We start from the raw sequence: 15,260 nt of genomic DNA, 5'->3' as shown, positions 1-15,260 counted from the left end.
GGTTTTTGTGATGGCTGGATATGAGCAGCGGAGTATGTTTTTTTGGAGGAAATGGAAATGGTTTCGGTGATTTTGTTGTTTGTGTTGGGGCTTGTTTTGATTTGCTTCGGCGGGGACAAGCTGGTGGATGCTTCGGTGGCTTTGGCCAGGAAGATTGGGATCCCGCAGATTGTTGTCGGGGCTACGATTGTGAGTATTGGGACGACGCTGCCGGAGATTCTGGTGTCTACGACGGCGGCTTTTGACGGGTCGGCGGCGATTAGCGCGGGGAATGCGTTTGGGTCGATTATCTGTAATACGGCGTTGATCGCGGGGCTAACGCAGCTGCTGCGTCCGGTGAAGAAGGTTGAGTTTGGTTCGCTGGCGTGGCGGAGTCTGTTTTTCTTTGCTACGATTCTGGCGCTGACGGCTTATGGGTGGTTTACAGGGCATTTTGACAGAATGGCCGGGATTGTGCTTCTTGTGCTGTTTGGTGTTTATGCCTGGCTGAACATGGTGCGTTCCAAATCCGAGGAGGAGGAAACGGCGGAGACGGAGGAGAGCCTGGAGGAGCTGAAGAAGATTTCCCTTCCCAGGAATCTTATGCTTCTGGCTTTCTGTGCGGTGCTGTTGTTCTGGGGAGCTAATCTTCTGGTGGATAACGGGATTATTATTGCGGGATATCTGGGAGTGCCGGAGCGCGTGATTGCGGTGACGGCCATTGCGCTGGGGACTTCCCTTCCGGAGCTGGTGACTTCCATCATGTCGGTGGTTAAAGGCTGTGAAAATGTGGGGCTGGGTAATATTATAGGGGCCAATATTCTGAATCTGCTTCTGGTAATCGGGATTCCGGCTACGGTTACGGGGATTGAGCTGGAGGCGCAGACGGTGCGTGTGGACGCGCCGCTGGGGGCGCTTGTGATGGCGGTCCTTATTGTTCCTATTTTATTCCGGAAAAAAGCTTCCCGTATACAGGGGGCCGCTCTGCTGGCTGTTTACGGGCTGTATTGCGCATTCAACTTTTTCTGAGAGTAGCACTTGTAATAGGGAAATGAATCTGCTATAATTTTAACGAACTATGGAAAAAGGCTATAAAATCAAGAATTTTAAAAGGAGATGTCAAAATGAGAGGAAACATTGTAGTTGGACAGTCCGGCGGACCGACAGCCGTAATCAACTCTTCCGTTGCAGGCGTATATGCCGCAGCTAAAAAGCTTGGAGTAAAGAAAATCTATGGTATGGTTCATGGTATTCAGGGATTTTTACAGGACAACCTGATTGACCTTGGCGAATATCTGGATGACGAGACAGGTATTGAATTACTGAAGAGAACTCCTTCTGCATTTTTAGGCTCCTGCCGTTTCAAAATGCCTAAGATTGAAGGACATGAAGAAGTATACGAGAAGGTATTTGAGATCATGGAGAAGCATGATATTGAGTGTCTGTTCTATGCAGGCGGAAATGACTCCATGGATACCGTAAAGATGCTGTCCGATTATGCGGCTGCTCATAACAAGCCTCAGCGTTTCATGGGCGTTCCCAAGACAATCGACAATGACCTGCCGGTAACCGACCACTGCCCCGGATACGGTTCCGCAGCAAAATATATTGCAACCAGCATGAAGGAAATCATCCGCGACAACGAGTCCTTCGGTGTGGAGAAGCCCACCGTCTGCATCGTTGAGATCATGGGACGCCATGCAGGATGGCTGACCGCAGCAGCAGCATTAAGCCGCGGTGATGACTGCTCCGGACCGGATGCAATCTACCTTCCTGAAGTAACCTTTGATATGGACAAGTTCATGGAAAAGGTAAAATATCTGTCCGAAACCAAGTCTTCCGTTGTTATTGCCGTATCTGAAGGCATCGCTCTGGCTGACGGACGTTTCGTATGCGAGCTGGGCAATGCTTCCGATTTCGTGGATGCTTTCGGACACAAGCAGCTTTCCGGCTGTGCGGCTACTCTGGCTAACAAGGTAGCGGCTGAGACAGGGCTGAAGACCCGTGCGGTAGAATTCTCCACACTGCAGCGTGCAGCTACCCATCTTGCTTCCCTGACAGATATCAACGAAGCATTCCAGGTAGGACATGACGCTGTTATGGCAGCTGAAGAAGGCAAGACCGGCATGATGATCACTCTGGACAGAAACGGAGACGATCCTTATCAGTGCGGTACCAGCGCTTACGATATCCATGCAATCGCCAACGTGGAAAGACCTGTTCCGGCTGAATGGATTACCGAAGACGGCTGTGACGTAAATGATGGCTATGTAAAATATGCAAGACCGCTCATCATGGGCGAATTGCAGCCGCTGTATGTAAACGGCGTGCCGCGTCATCTTGTAAGAAAATAAAGAACAGCCGGCCCGCGTAAAGCGGCCGTCTGATAAAGGGACAGTTCCGCCGGGGCTGTCCCTTTTTATCAGATAAGGAAGGAAAAAATACGGTTTAATAGTATTTTTAGATCAAGGACACAGTTTGGACACAATTTAGGTCTAAAGTAGTAGATAGTGAGTAAGACACCAGCTATGCTGACCTGATATTAGCCAGAATGGCGGGCGCTTTACAAATACGGCGGAAGCCCGGCGGACAGAAGAACCCCGGACTCCGGAGAAAAATCAGGAGGCAGCAGAAATGAACGATCAAAAAGAAATTGAAAAAATCAAAAAGCTTACAGAAAAGAAGAAAACAGCGCCTATTATTAAAATGATGGGGAAAGCAGACAGTGATGTGCTGGTAGTTGCACTTGATGCGCTGGGGAAAATAGGGGATGAAGATTCCTTTAATATGATAACCCATTATCTTGAGCATGAGGATGCCAAAGTAAGGGTTGCAGCCTGCAAGGCAGCGTTAGTTATTGATACGGAATATATGAAAACAAGAGTAAGACATCAGCTGATGGTGGAAACCGATCCGGAAGCCAAGAAGCAGATGCAGGAAGCTATGAATTCTTCAAAGGAAACAAGAGTATAAGCTTCTTTTTTATACATACTTTTCAGATAAAGCAGACAGCCGCGGGAGAGTCAGAGTCCCGGCAGGCTGTCTTTTTTTATGCAAATCAGGCGGCTGTAAGCTATGTTACTGTTCACTCCGTGACCAGTAACTGCATAAATCCATTAAAAATCGCCTGCGGCGATGGGATTTATGCACTCTTGAATCACTTTCTTACGTACTGTGCAGTAAATGCACAGTACTGAGTGAACAGTAACCAAGCTATATCTTCTGAACCACTTTTTTTATCGCGATTATTGACAATTGCAGGGGGATGGAGTATTATTTGTCTGTAGAAAACGTTTTCCGTACGAGGGGAACGCAGAAGGAGGAATGATATGGCTTCCATCAGGGATGTGGCGCGTAAGGCAGGAGTGGCTATTTCCACGGTTTCCAAGGTGCTTAACCACTATCCCAATGTGAGTGAAGAGACCAGGATCAAAGTCAATGAGGCGATACGGGAGTTGAAATTTACGCCCAATACCATTGCCTCCGCGCTGTCTTCCAAACAGGCCGGACGAGTGGCGCTGCTTGTCAATCTGAACACGCAGACCCAGGCAATCGATGAAATTGATATGCAGTACCTTTCCGGAGCCATTAACAAGGCCCAGGAAAAAGGGCTGGATGTCATCACCGTATTTTTTTCCATGATAAAGGACTGGAGTGTGGCGGAAATCGAGAATTATCTCAGAGCGCAGGCCATTGAAGGAATTATTATCTACGGAATGAGCAGAGAGGATAAGGTTCTGCATAAACTGATAGAAGTGCAGCAGTTTAAGATTGTGGCAGTGGATGCGCCCTTTGTTAATCAGAGCACATCGTCGGTTGCGATTGATCATGAAAAGGCACAGTACGATGTGGCGAGAAAAACGCTGCATGAGAACCAGGGAAACCGGATTCTCTATATCGCGGGAAAGAAAAACGGATTCGTCACAACGCAGCGGTTGGAAGGCATGAAGCGGCTGGCTGCGCAGGAAGGGCTTTCCCTGTTTGTCAGGCAAGGCGATTTCAGTGAGAAAAAGGCAAGGCAGCTGACCTTTCAGTACGCCAGGAACCGGGATATCATCGTGTGCGCCTCGGATCTGATGGCAATCGGAGCCATGCGGGCGCTGCAGGAAATGGATATTTTCAGGCCGGTGTGCGGCTTTGACGGCATCACTCTTATGGGATATGCAGGAAAGCAGATGAATACGGTAAAGCAGGATTTTTATCGGGTATCCTCTGAAGCAATGGAGGAAATGGGCAGGCTTCTGGAGGGCGGAGAAGGCAGGGCTGTTGTGCTTGACTTTTCAATAGTAAGAATGCAGTATTTGGATATTATATGTTGATAACATGGGTTCCAATCATAACCCGGGCAAAGAACCGGACAGGACAGGAGGAAAAACAAGTGGCATTAATGGAAACGATTCAGAGAGAGATTCTGGAAGAGCGGCTGGAGCAGGAAATGAGCGCTCTGGCAAAGGAAATGTATGGAAAGACGATTGAAGAGACAACGGATAAGGAGCTGTATTATGTGCTTCTGAACCTGACAAAGGGGATGATGCATGCAACGATTCCCACGGACGGAAAGAAGAAGGTTTATTATATCTCCGCGGAATTCCTGATTGGGAAGCTGCTCTCCAACAACCTGATCAACCTGGGAGTTTATGAGAAGGTGGAGAATATTCTGAAGGAAAAGGGCAGGGAGCTGTCCAGGATTGAAGAAGCTGAGCCGGAACCCTCCCTGGGAAACGGCGGCCTTGGAAGGCTGGCGGCCTGCTTCTTAGATTCCATAGCAACGCTGGGGCTTCCTGGAGAAGGAATTGGGCTGAACTATCATTTCGGCCTGTTTAAGCAGGTTTTCAGGGATAGGCTGCAGACGGCGGAAAAGGATGAATGGCTGGAAAAACAGTCCTGGCTGACCAAAACGGACACCAGCTTTGACGTTTATTTCGGAAAACAGAAGGTGACCTCCAGACTTTACGATATCGATGTGATCGGCTATGACAGCGGCGTAAACAAGCTTCGTCTGTTTGATTTGGAAACCGTAGACGAGGATCTGGTAAAGAAGGGCATCCAGTTTGACAAGGAAGATGTGGAGAAAAACCTGACACTGTTTTTATATCCGGATGATTCCGACGAGGCCGGTAACCTGCTTCGTATTTATCAGCAGTATTTCATGGTAAGCAATGCTGCCCAGCTGATTTTAAAGGAAATGAGGGAGAAGCATTATGACCTGCGCAAGCTGAACGAGCATGCGGTTATCCAGATCAACGACACCCATCCTTCCATGATCATACCGGAGCTGATCCGCATCCTGGTGGAGGATAAGGCATTCACCATGGATGAAGCCATTGAGGTGGTGAGCAAAACCTGCGCTTACACCAACCATACCATCCTTGCGGAAGCGCTGGAAAAATGGCCCTATGCTTACCTGCAGAAGGTGGTTCCCCAGCTCATCCCCATCATTGACGAGCTGGATAAGCGGGTGAAGGCAAAATATAAGGATCCCAAGGTACAGATCATTGATAAGGATAAGAGAGTCCATATGGCCCATATGGATATCCACTATGGCTTCTCTGTGAACGGCGTTGCGGCGATTCATACGCAGATCCTGGAAGATACCGAGCTGCATCATTTTTATGAGATTTATCCTGAGAAGTTCAATAACAAGACAAACGGCATCACCTTCCGCAGATGGCTGCTTTCCTGCAACAGGGAACTGGCTGCCCTTATAGAGGAAACAATCGGCAGCGGCTTCAAGAAGGATGCGGATGAGCTGGAGAAGCTTCTGGAATATGGCAGCGATGCGGATTTCCTGAACCGCATGGAAGCCATTAAAATGGAGAAAAAGCAGGCGCTGGCGGCTTTTATTAAAGAAAAGGAAGGCGTGGACATCGATCCTGATTCCGTCTTTGACATTCAGGCCAAGAGGCTTCATGAATACAAACGCCAGCAGATGAATGCGCTTTATATTATCCATAAATATCTGGAAATTAAAAAAGGCAAAAAGCCTTCCACACCGGTAACTTATATTTTCGGAGCCAAAGCGGCGCCTGCTTACATCATTGCCCAGGATATCATTCATCTTCTCCTGGTGCTTCAGGATATTGTAAACAACGATCCGGAGGCCAGCAAATATATGAAGATCGTAATGGTGGAAAATTACAATGTAAGCTATGCGGAGAAGCTGATTCCCGCCTGCGACATTTCCGAACAGATTTCCCTGGCATCCAAGGAAGCTTCAGGAACAGGCAACATGAAATTTATGTTAAACGGAGCCGTGACACTGGGAACCGCGGACGGAGCCAATGTGGAAATCCATGATCTGGTGGGTGATGATAATATCTATATTTTCGGCAGGGATTCCGAAACCGTGATCGACCATTACGAAAAAGCGGATTATGTGTCAAAGGATTATTATGAGAAGAGCCCCGTTATCAAAGAGGCGGTGGATTTCATCATCGGAAAGCAGGCGATGAAGTCCGGCCATAAGGAGAATCTGGAGCGCCTTTACAAGGAGCTTCTGAATAAAGACTGGTTCATGACCCTGCTTGATCTGGAGGATTATATCGCAGTGAAGGATAAGATGCTGGAGGATTACAGGGACAGGGAAAAGTGGAAAAAGATGATGCTGGTGAACATCGCAAAAGCAGGCTTTTTCTCATCCGACAGAACCATCAGGGAATACAACAGGGACATCTGGAAGCTTAACTGAGAAGGGGTAGTTTGATGCGGTATCGCAGGCGGGCCGGCGATATGCAGGAGGTAGAGATATGAGAAGAAGTGGTATTTTAATGCCTGTTTCCAGCCTTCCTTCGGAATACGGAATCGGTGCATTTTCAAAAGAGGCTTATGAGTTTGTTGATTTTCTGGAACAGGCGGGGCAGAAGCTGTGGCAGATACTCCCGCTGGGACCGACTGGCTACGGGGACTCCCCGTACCAGTCTTTTTCCACCTTTGCCGGCAATCCTTATTTCATTGATTTGGAAAGCCTGGTGAAAGAAGGCTGGATTACCCGTTCGGAATGTGATAGAATGGATTTTGGAGAGGATGAATGTTATATCGATTATGAAAAGATGTATCATTCCCGCTTCAAACTGCTGAAGAAAGCCTTTGACAGAAGCGGAATCGAAGAGAATGCGGACTATCAGGCATTCGTAAAGGAAAATGAATTCTGGCTGGAGGACTACGCGCTTTACATGGCTATCAAGGATTCTCTGGACGGCGCAAGCTTCCTTACCTGGGACGAGGATATCAAGCTTCGCAGGAAGGAAGCCATGGAGGAATACCGCGGCAGGCTTTCCGAAGAAATTGCATTTTACAAGTTCCAGCAGTTCCTTTTTGCAAAGCAGTGGTTTGCACTGAAGGACTATGCCAACAAAAAAGGAATACAGATCGTGGGGGATATCCCCATTTATGTGGCCCTTGACGGAGCGGATACCTGGGCAAATCCGGAGCTGTTCCAGTTAGATGAGGACTGCACACCCCTGGCGGTGGCAGGCTGCCCGCCGGATGCTTTTTCGGCGACCGGACAGCTTTGGGGCAATCCCTTATACCGCTGGGAATACCATAAAGAAACGGGCTATGAGTGGTGGATGAAGCGCATTGCTTACTGCTATAAGCTGTATGATATTCTGCGCATCGACCATTTCCGCGGCTTTGAATCTTATTATTCAATTCCTTACGGAGATCTCACTGCAGAGTTCGGCCATTGGGAAAAGGGACCCGATTATGACTTCTTTAAGACCCTGAAGGAGAAGCTGGGCAAAAAAGAGGTGATTGCGGAGGATCTGGGCTATCTGACCCCTGCGGTCCTGAAAATGGTAAAAAAGACAGGCTACCCGGGCATGAAGGTGCTGCAGTTTGCCTTTGACCCGAGAGAAGAAAGTGATTACCTTCCCCATAATTATACCAGGAACAGCGTGGTATATACGGGGACTCACGATAACCAGACCACAACGGCCTGGGTGGAGGAAATCGGAAGGGCCGACAGGGCCTTTGCCAAGCAGTACCTTCATGTGAAAAGAAGTAAGGATGTGCCGGAAGCCATGGTGAGAGCGGCGCTTTCCAGTGTTTCCGATACAGCCGTTATCCCGGTGCAGGACTGGCTGGGACTGGGAGCTGAGGCCAGAATCAACACCCCCTCCACCCTTGGGGAAAACTGGAAGTGGCGTCTGAAAAAAGGCCAGTGCAGTGCCCAGCTTGCGGAACAAATCCGCACGCTGACCAGACTGTACGGAAGATAAACAGCTGCCGGTAAACTAAAAAAGCAGGAATACTGCCCTTCCCGGCCCTCGGGCTGCTTACGGCAGTGTTATAATACAAGACAGGAAAAAACCGCCGCCGGCGGTTTTTTCTGCTTAAAGAGGAGGGCAGAGACAGAATAAGAATACAGCAATAGTACCGAACAGTCATATTAGATTACAAAATAAGAGGGAGGTATGGGGATGGAAAAACAGAAAATGAATCACTTGGAAAAACCGGAAGGCTGGAGCCATGAAACATCAGGGGAAGGTTATCCGCTGCTTCTGTATTTGGAAGAGGACGGAAAAGGCGTGGATTGGAACCAGGAGAAATATCCCTGCTTTTTCTGGCAGGTAACGGTGAACCAGGGTACGGAGCATATGGACATTGCCGAACGGATGAGGGAGCTTGTGAAGACCTATCCCATTGACGAAACGAGGATTTATTGCGCCGGGGCAGGCCGTGCGGCCAACATGCTCTGGGAGATGATGGGAGCCTATCCGGATCTGTTTGCCGCCGTGGCTGTTTCAGGAGGCGCGGGCCAGACCTGGAAGGTCAGAAGGGCATCCTATGTTCCTGCCTGGATTTCAGGCAGGGAAAATGACAGCTACTGTCCGGCAGGCGGACAGGTATGGTCTGAACAGGGCAAGCTGCTCCACGGATGCCTGACCCTGGCTAGGAGCCTCAGGGCGGCAGGAAATGAAAGGGTGCTTTATGCCCAGAAGCCGGAAATGACAGGAGAAGAGCTGCTGGAACAGAAGGAGGTTCTGGACTGGATGTTTTTCAGAAGCAAACGGGAGGGCTACCGGATTGACATGGTCCGCCCCGGCGTCTTTAAGCTGCAGGATTATACGGGAAGCTCCTTCTATGTGGTGGAAGGAAGCAGGGCGGCCCTGGTCATTGACACAGGCTTCGGCCCGGAAGCAATAACCCCCTGGATCAGGAAAATCACCCATCTGCCGCTGGAGCTTGCCCTGACCCACTGCCACGGCGACCACATGTACCATGCGGATGAATTTGAGACGGTCTACCTGTCCTCCAAAGAAAAAGATGTACTGGAAATCATGAAAAAGACCATGCTCGCCGGAAGAGACATCAACTACGATGCTGTCCTGGACATTCCAGACGGCACAATGATCGATCTGGGAGGCTGCGGCATTGAAGTAATGGAGCTTGCGGGCCATACGCCGGGCAGCGTGGTATTCATCGACCACACCCACAAGGTGATTTTTACCGGAGACGCCATCGGTTCCGGCCAGATGGTACTCCTCCAGCTGGAACCCTGCATCCCGCTTTCGGAATACAGAAAGAATCTGCAGCGCTTCTATGAACGCCTGGAGGAAATGGACGATTACGTCCTCCTGGGAGGACACCTGGAGCAGGAAGGCGGCTACCCCTTCGGAACGCCATATAACCCTTCCCCCTATAATCCCCTGGGAAAAGAAGTGGTACAGGATATGATGGAACTATGCGATATTTTTGACAGCGACAAAGTAAAAAAAGAAGAACTCCCGCCCGACAGGCTATGCGAAGAACCATCTTACCTAGGCTTCTTCGGCAAAGCCGGCCTACAGGCCCGCCGCCGCCAGTTCTGACATAAGTGAAGAGTTTTTTCGGGACGGACCGCGTCCCGAAAAACTTCTTCACCGAAATCCAATCCCACTACTTCCGCTCATCATACCAACCTACTTAAAAAGAGAGAGACTTCCGTCTTCCTGGAATAACAGAAATCATCCCCCTTTTAATCCAACACTATAAAAACCATGTCCTCCACTACAGACCACACTAATTTTTTCTTAAGAAGAGAAGTTGCGGCCATAGTCGGATGGGGCTGGTTTTGGGGTGGGGATGGGGGCGGGCGGTTCCGGCGGGGGGATGGCGGCTTTGGGGGGCGGAGGCTGGCCGGAGTGCCGGGGGTTTTGAAAGTGGATTACGGAAAAATGGGAGATATTACTTACAGCGCCGCAGGTATAAAGTTCTGTCTGCCCTTTTGGCTTTGTCTGACGAACGAAGTGAGGAGTTCAAGCCATTTAGACAACACTTTATACCTGCGGCACTGTTAGTAATACCCCATTTTCCCGACGGAACGCACAAAACCCCCGGCCCTCCGGCCAGCCTCCGCCCCCCAAAGCCGCCAACCCCCGCCGGAACCGCCCGCCCCAAAACCAGCCCCATCCGGCTATGGTTCACAACCTATCCACATCTTAAGAAAAACATTAGGAATTTAAGATATGGTTTCGTTGATTTTTTGGGGTATATCATATATAATTTATCCATACGTTTATCGTGAGGGGCACTGATAGAGACAGGGAGAATAAAATGAGTGATAAAGATTGGACGGACCTGGGGAATAATATCAGGGACATGGTGGATGATGCAGTCAAGTCGCAGGACTTCAGAAGGCTGAATGAGAATATATGCCGCACGGTAACGGACGGGCTTGACACAATCAGCAGGAATATTAAGAAAAATATAGGTTATGGTGAAAATCAGGGACCTTATCAGAACAATAACGGACAATGGGGCCCTCCTTACAGCAATGGGCCGGCAGGACCGCAGGCAGGACCGGACGGGTCTAATCCGGGAGGGCCTTATCAGAACGGGGCCGGCGGCTGGCAGCAGGGAAATCCCGCACAGGGCGCCCCGGGACAGGGAGCACCCTGGGGACGCCAGAACGGTATTCCGTATGGGACCCCGGCTTCCGGACAGTGGCAGTATGGACGTCCGGCGCAGAGAGTCCAGAATACCAGCGTGCAGAATGCATTTAATTCAGCGAAGAACAGCCTGATGCAGCATCCGCTGTTTGCCAAGACCTTCGGGGCGCAGGCCGGAGGCACCGCGCTGTCGGCGGTGGGCTTTACGGTGGCCGGATGTTCTGCGTTGGGGATACTGATAATTGCGCTTGTGGGCATTGCCAGCACCTGGCTGCCCGGCATGACGATAGCCATTTCTATTCTTGCCCTGGTTCTGGGCGGTTCCAGTATTATGGCCTGGAAGGGAACCTCCATGCTCGGCAGGGTGAAGCGGTTCCGTAAATATGTGGACGGTCTGAAGGGCCGCACCTACTGCAGCGTTAAGGAGCTGGCGGAGCATATAGGGAAAAATGAGAAGTTTGTCCGCAATGATCTGCAGAAGCTGATTAAAATCGGCTGGTTTAAGCAGGGACACATGGATCGGCTGGAGACCTGTCTGATTGTCAGCCATGAAACCTATAAGCAGTATGAGGAGACGCAGAGGCAGCTTGAGGACAAGCAGAAGCAGGAAAAAGAAAAGGCAATAGAGATGGAAAGACAGACCGGAGGCCTTTCCGATGAAGTGAAGGAAATGATAGAGACCGGAAATAATTATATCGCCCAGATTAAGAAAAGCAACGATGCCATACCGGGCGAGGAAATTTCCGGGAAAATTTCCCATATGCAGGTGATAGTCGAGAAAATTTTCCAGAGGGTGAAGGAACATCCGGAATTTGCTCCGGATCTCCATAAGTTTATGGAGTATTATCTTCCCACTACTGTTAAGCTTCTGGACGCTTATGAGGAACTGGACAGGCAGCCTGTTCAGGGAGAAAACATTAAAAACGGCAAAACGGAGATTGAGAAAACGCTGGATACGCTGAATCTGGCATTTGAGAATCTGCTGGACAGCCTGTTCGAGGATACGGCATGGGATGTTGCCACGGATATTTCCGTACTGCAGACGATGCTGGCACAGGAAGGGCTGACCGAACCGGGTATGAAGGCAGGAAGCTAAGACTGATCAAAGACAAAAGGAGCATAACAAAATGAGTGAAGAATTCAAGGATTTTACTGCAACGCCAACATTGACGCTGGATCCTTTTCAGGACAAGGCGGCGCCTGTGCTGCAGCAGGAAACTGCGCTGAAGCCGGAGGAGGCTGGCTGGGACGACAGTATGCTCACCGTGGAAGAAAAACAGATGGTGGACGATTTTGCAAAACAGATAGATCTGAAGAACTCCAACCTGATATTACAGTACGGCGCAGGCGCCCAGAGGAAAATGGCCGATTTTTCCGAAAAAGCCCTGGATAATGTTAAAACACAGGATCTGGGCGAGGTCGGGGAGCTTCTCGGAAGCGTTGTTTCAGAACTGAAAAGCTTTGATGCGGAAGAGGAAAGAGGCGTATTCGGGCTTTTTAAGAAATCCGCGAACAAAATCACAGCGATGAAGGCGAAATATGCGAAGGCGGAAACCAATATCAATAAGATCTGCCAGGTATTGGAGGGCCATCAGGTGCAGCTGATGAAGGATGCGGCTACCCTGGATAAGATGTATGAACTGAATAAGACCTATTTTAAAGAGCTTTCCATGTACATTCTGGCCGGCAAGAAGAAGCTGAAGGAAGTACGCGAGGGTGATCTGGCAAGGATTACCGCCAGGGCGCAGCAATCAGGCCTGCCTGAGGATGCGCAGGAAGCCAGGGATCTGGATTCCATGTGCAACCGTTTTGAGAAGAAGCTTCATGATCTGGAGCTGACCCGCATGATTTCCATCCAGACGGCGCCGCAGATCCGTCTTGTTCAGAATAACGACACTCTTATGGTGGAAAAAATACAGTCCACTTTAGTGAATACCATTCCTCTGTGGAAAAGCCAGATGGTTCTGGCCCTTGGCGTGGAGCATTCCACACAGGCCGCTGCGGCACAGCGTCAGGTGACCGATATGACGAATGAACTGCTCCGCAAGAATGCCGCCACACTGAAAACGGCGACAATTGAGACTGCCAAGGAATCCGAACGCGGTATTGTGGATATGGAAACCCTGAAGATTACCAACGAATCCCTGATTTCCACACTGGACGATGTAATGCGCATCCAGCAGGAAGGCAGACAGAAGCGTCAGGAAGCGGAAGCGGAAATGGCCCGTATGGAAAACGAGCTGAAGTCAAAGCTTCTGCAGATCAGCGGCTGATTGCCTGACGAAGCAGGAAGCGGGCTTTAGTAGTTTGAAATATAACTGTGAGGGTATTGAAAAGATATCCTTTTAATTATGAGTATTTCAGGCGGCACGGAATAGCATTTGGCTATGCCGTGCCGCTTCTTTATATCCGTGGAAAATACGTCCTATGATTAGAAAACATTCCGCGTAATCGGACTGCGGTGGAAGACAGGGAGGCGCTATGAAACGAAAAGCATTTTCGCCCCATGATGATATTTATATCCAGTATTTAAGGAATATGGAAAAGCATGATATGCCGGTGCAGCATTATCATGACGGCTATGAAATTTTTCTGATGCTGGGAGGAAAGCGTTATCTGTTTTATGATAACATATGCTTCACCCTGGAACGGGGGGACATGGCTGTTCTCAGGCCATTTGACATCCATTATGCACAGAGCCGGGATGCTGAATATTATGAGCGGTTTGTACTGAACTTCAGTGAGACGGCGCTGTCCACCCTTTTAAGCCGGGAGGAGCTGCGGCTGCTCCGGGAGAAGCTGGTACCCTGTGTCGTACATCTGAATGAGGAACAGACGGAGCTTATGCTTGATTTTTTCAAAAGAGTAAACGGTTATTTTGAAAAAAGCGGTTTCCTTTCGGAGAAGCTTCAGCATACGGCCCTGATCCAGCTGATTATGTATGTGGTGGAATGTATACAGGGGGAGCAGACTGTGGGAGGAAGGCAGATTCCGGCGCAGATCAGGATGGCGATTACCTACATAAATCAGCATTATGGGGAGAATCCGGGGGCTGGAGGAGATAGCCGGGGCGTGCAATGTGAACAAATATCATCTGTGCCATACCTTTAAGGAGATTACCGGGGCTACCGTGCTGGAATATCTGAATAATGTACGGCTGTCAAAGGCCCACAGTCTGTTGATGGATACCGGATACAGCATGGAGGAAATTGCGCGTGAAACAGGCTTTTCCTCATCGCTGAATCTGACCCGTGTTTTTAAAAAGGCATATGGCATGGCTCCCACACAGTTCAGAAAAAGGAAGGAATCAATGCGCTGAAAGATAAGCGCGGTTGTTTAGCAATATCTGCTGTTCCTTTTTTTATATCCGCAATATCTGTATGTTTTTTTCTCTGCACAGTACTTATAATGGGAATATATCTGCGGGAAGGGACGGAATGCAATAATTATTCTCCGCTTATTTATGCGAAGGATTGTACTGATATTGCAGTTACGGGGAAAGGCGTGCTTGAAGGAAACGGCGCTGCCTGGTGGCATTGGAAGAAGCTGCAGCAGAGGGCGGCGGAGGATCTGGCCTATGCGGAATGGAATGGGAGGGAGCCGGAGAAAAGGCGTTACGGTACCGAAGAGGATGCGCTGCGTCCGTCTTTTATTCAGTTCATAAACTGCCGCGATGTGCTGCTGGAGGATTTTACGGTAAAGGACGGACCCCAATGGACGCTGAATCCGGTATACTGTGAAAACGTGACGATCCGCGGCGTGAGTGTCTTTACAGAAGGACCTAATACGGACGGATTAAATCCGGATTCCTGCAGGAATGTGCTGGTGGAAAAATGTACCTTTTCTACAGGGGACGACTGCATCGCAATCAATTCGGGATTGAATGAGGATGGTTGGCGGGTAAACCGGCCCTGTGAAAACATAGAAATACGCGGCTGCCATATGACAGGCGGACACGGCGGTGTGGTGATTGGCAGCGCCATATCGGGCGGTGTCAGGAATATTTACATGCATGACTGCCAAATCAGCGGCACTATGCAGGGAATCCGTTTGAAATCCATGCGGGGCAGGGGCGGCTTTGTTCATGACGTAAGGATTGAAAACATGGAAATCAATGATGTTTCAGATCAGGCGATCCAGATCAATATGTTTTATGAATACAGCACGGTTATGCCAAAGTCTCGGGAACCATCGGACTTTAACGGGATCCATATCAGCAATGTAAGGGGCGGCGGCGCTGCTGTTGGAATTGAAATCAAGGGCCTGCCCGAACATAAGCTGAAAAATATCAGTCTGGAAAACATAAAATTAAAAGCGGATGAAGCATTTATCTGCAGCAATGTGGAATCCATGGAATTGAAGCAGGTTAGCGCAGAGGGAAGGTGCAAAAGCGCTTTTCACATTTGAAAA

General features: G+C 49.4%; 12 protein-coding genes. All 12 read left to right on the top strand.

Features of this window, described 5'->3' with window-relative positions:
• Positions 1 to 51 precede the first annotated feature (51 nt).
• Entirely contained in the window at positions 52 to 1,008 is a 957-nt protein-coding gene (locus tag DXC51_RS05600; RefSeq protein WP_021638398.1) for a calcium/sodium antiporter, read from the top strand.
• A 95-nt stretch (positions 1,009 to 1,103) separates the two neighbouring features.
• Positions 1,104 to 2,333: a 6-phosphofructokinase gene (locus DXC51_RS05595; RefSeq protein ID WP_021638399.1), complete on the top strand. Its 1,230-nt coding sequence runs from the start codon at positions 1,104 to 1,106 to the stop codon at positions 2,331 to 2,333.
• Between the two features lie 280 nt (positions 2,334 to 2,613).
• Entirely contained in the window at positions 2,614 to 2,952 is a 339-nt protein-coding gene (locus tag DXC51_RS05590; RefSeq protein ID WP_021638401.1) for a HEAT repeat domain-containing protein, read from the top strand.
• 356 nt (positions 2,953 to 3,308) lie between these two features.
• A complete protein-coding gene (locus DXC51_RS05585) occupies positions 3,309 to 4,298 on the top strand; it encodes a LacI family DNA-binding transcriptional regulator (RefSeq protein ID WP_117544056.1) in 990 nt (329 codons plus the stop codon).
• Between the two features lie 68 nt (positions 4,299 to 4,366).
• Positions 4,367 to 6,667: a glycogen/starch/alpha-glucan phosphorylase gene (locus DXC51_RS05580; RefSeq protein WP_117544055.1), complete on the top strand. Its 2,301-nt coding sequence runs from the start codon at positions 4,367 to 4,369 to the stop codon at positions 6,665 to 6,667.
• A gap of 58 nt (positions 6,668 to 6,725) precedes the next feature.
• A complete protein-coding gene (malQ, locus tag DXC51_RS05575) occupies positions 6,726 to 8,198 on the top strand; it encodes a 4-alpha-glucanotransferase (protein ID WP_117544054.1) in 1,473 nt (490 codons plus the stop codon).
• 201 nt (positions 8,199 to 8,399) lie between these two features.
• A complete protein-coding gene (locus tag DXC51_RS05570; RefSeq protein WP_025488938.1) occupies positions 8,400 to 9,791 on the top strand; it encodes an MBL fold metallo-hydrolase in 1,392 nt (463 codons plus the stop codon).
• A 724-nt stretch (positions 9,792 to 10,515) separates the two neighbouring features.
• Positions 10,516 to 11,946 (top strand): 5-bromo-4-chloroindolyl phosphate hydrolysis family protein, encoded by a 1,431-nt coding sequence (locus DXC51_RS05560; RefSeq protein WP_021638407.1) that lies wholly within the window; start codon positions 10,516 to 10,518, stop codon positions 11,944 to 11,946.
• Positions 11,947 to 11,977: 31 nt separating this feature from the next.
• Positions 11,978 to 13,123, top strand: a complete 1,146-nt coding sequence (locus DXC51_RS05555; protein WP_117544052.1) for a toxic anion resistance protein — start codon at positions 11,978 to 11,980, stop codon at positions 13,121 to 13,123.
• Positions 13,124 to 13,331: 208 nt separating this feature from the next.
• Positions 13,332 to 13,961 carry an AraC family ligand binding domain-containing protein gene (locus tag DXC51_RS05550; protein WP_025488939.1) on the top strand — a complete coding sequence of 210 codons (630 nt, stop codon included), beginning with the start codon at positions 13,332 to 13,334 and terminating at the stop codon, positions 13,959 to 13,961.
• Positions 13,930 to 14,169, top strand: a complete 240-nt coding sequence (locus DXC51_RS05545; protein ID WP_025488940.1) for a helix-turn-helix transcriptional regulator — start codon at positions 13,930 to 13,932, stop codon at positions 14,167 to 14,169. Before DXC51_RS05550 ends, DXC51_RS05545 begins: the two co-directional genes overlap by 32 nt.
• 89 nt (positions 14,170 to 14,258) lie before the next feature.
• Positions 14,259 to 15,257, top strand: coding sequence for a glycoside hydrolase family 28 protein (locus tag DXC51_RS05540; RefSeq protein ID WP_025488941.1), 999 nt, complete (start codon positions 14,259 to 14,261; stop codon positions 15,255 to 15,257).
• Positions 15,258 to 15,260 lie beyond the last annotated feature (3 nt).

The sequence above is a fragment of the Eisenbergiella massiliensis genome (assembly GCF_003435485.1).
This window is presented reverse-complemented; position numbering and strand designations above follow the sequence as displayed.

Coding starts and splice junctions, on each gene's coding strand:
- DXC51_RS05555 (WP_117544052.1), top strand. CDS start 11,978: ATGAGTGAAGAATTCAAGGATTTTACTGCAACGCCAACATTGACGCTG.
- DXC51_RS05570 (WP_025488938.1), top strand. CDS start 8,400: ATGGAAAAACAGAAAATGAATCACTTGGAAAAACCGGAAGGCTGGAGC.
- malQ (WP_117544054.1), top strand. CDS start 6,726: ATGAGAAGAAGTGGTATTTTAATGCCTGTTTCCAGCCTTCCTTCGGAA.
- DXC51_RS05560 (WP_021638407.1), top strand. CDS start 10,516: ATGAGTGATAAAGATTGGACGGACCTGGGGAATAATATCAGGGACATG.
- DXC51_RS05580 (WP_117544055.1), top strand. CDS start 4,367: ATGGAAACGATTCAGAGAGAGATTCTGGAAGAGCGGCTGGAGCAGGAA.
- DXC51_RS05585 (WP_117544056.1), top strand. CDS start 3,309: ATGGCTTCCATCAGGGATGTGGCGCGTAAGGCAGGAGTGGCTATTTCC.
- DXC51_RS05590 (WP_021638401.1), top strand. CDS start 2,614: ATGAACGATCAAAAAGAAATTGAAAAAATCAAAAAGCTTACAGAAAAG.
- DXC51_RS05595 (WP_021638399.1), top strand. CDS start 1,104: ATGAGAGGAAACATTGTAGTTGGACAGTCCGGCGGACCGACAGCCGTA.
- DXC51_RS05540 (WP_025488941.1), top strand. CDS start 14,259: ATGGGAATATATCTGCGGGAAGGGACGGAATGCAATAATTATTCTCCG.
- DXC51_RS05600 (WP_021638398.1), top strand. CDS start 52: ATGGAAATGGTTTCGGTGATTTTGTTGTTTGTGTTGGGGCTTGTTTTG.
- DXC51_RS05550 (WP_025488939.1), top strand. CDS start 13,332: ATGAAACGAAAAGCATTTTCGCCCCATGATGATATTTATATCCAGTAT.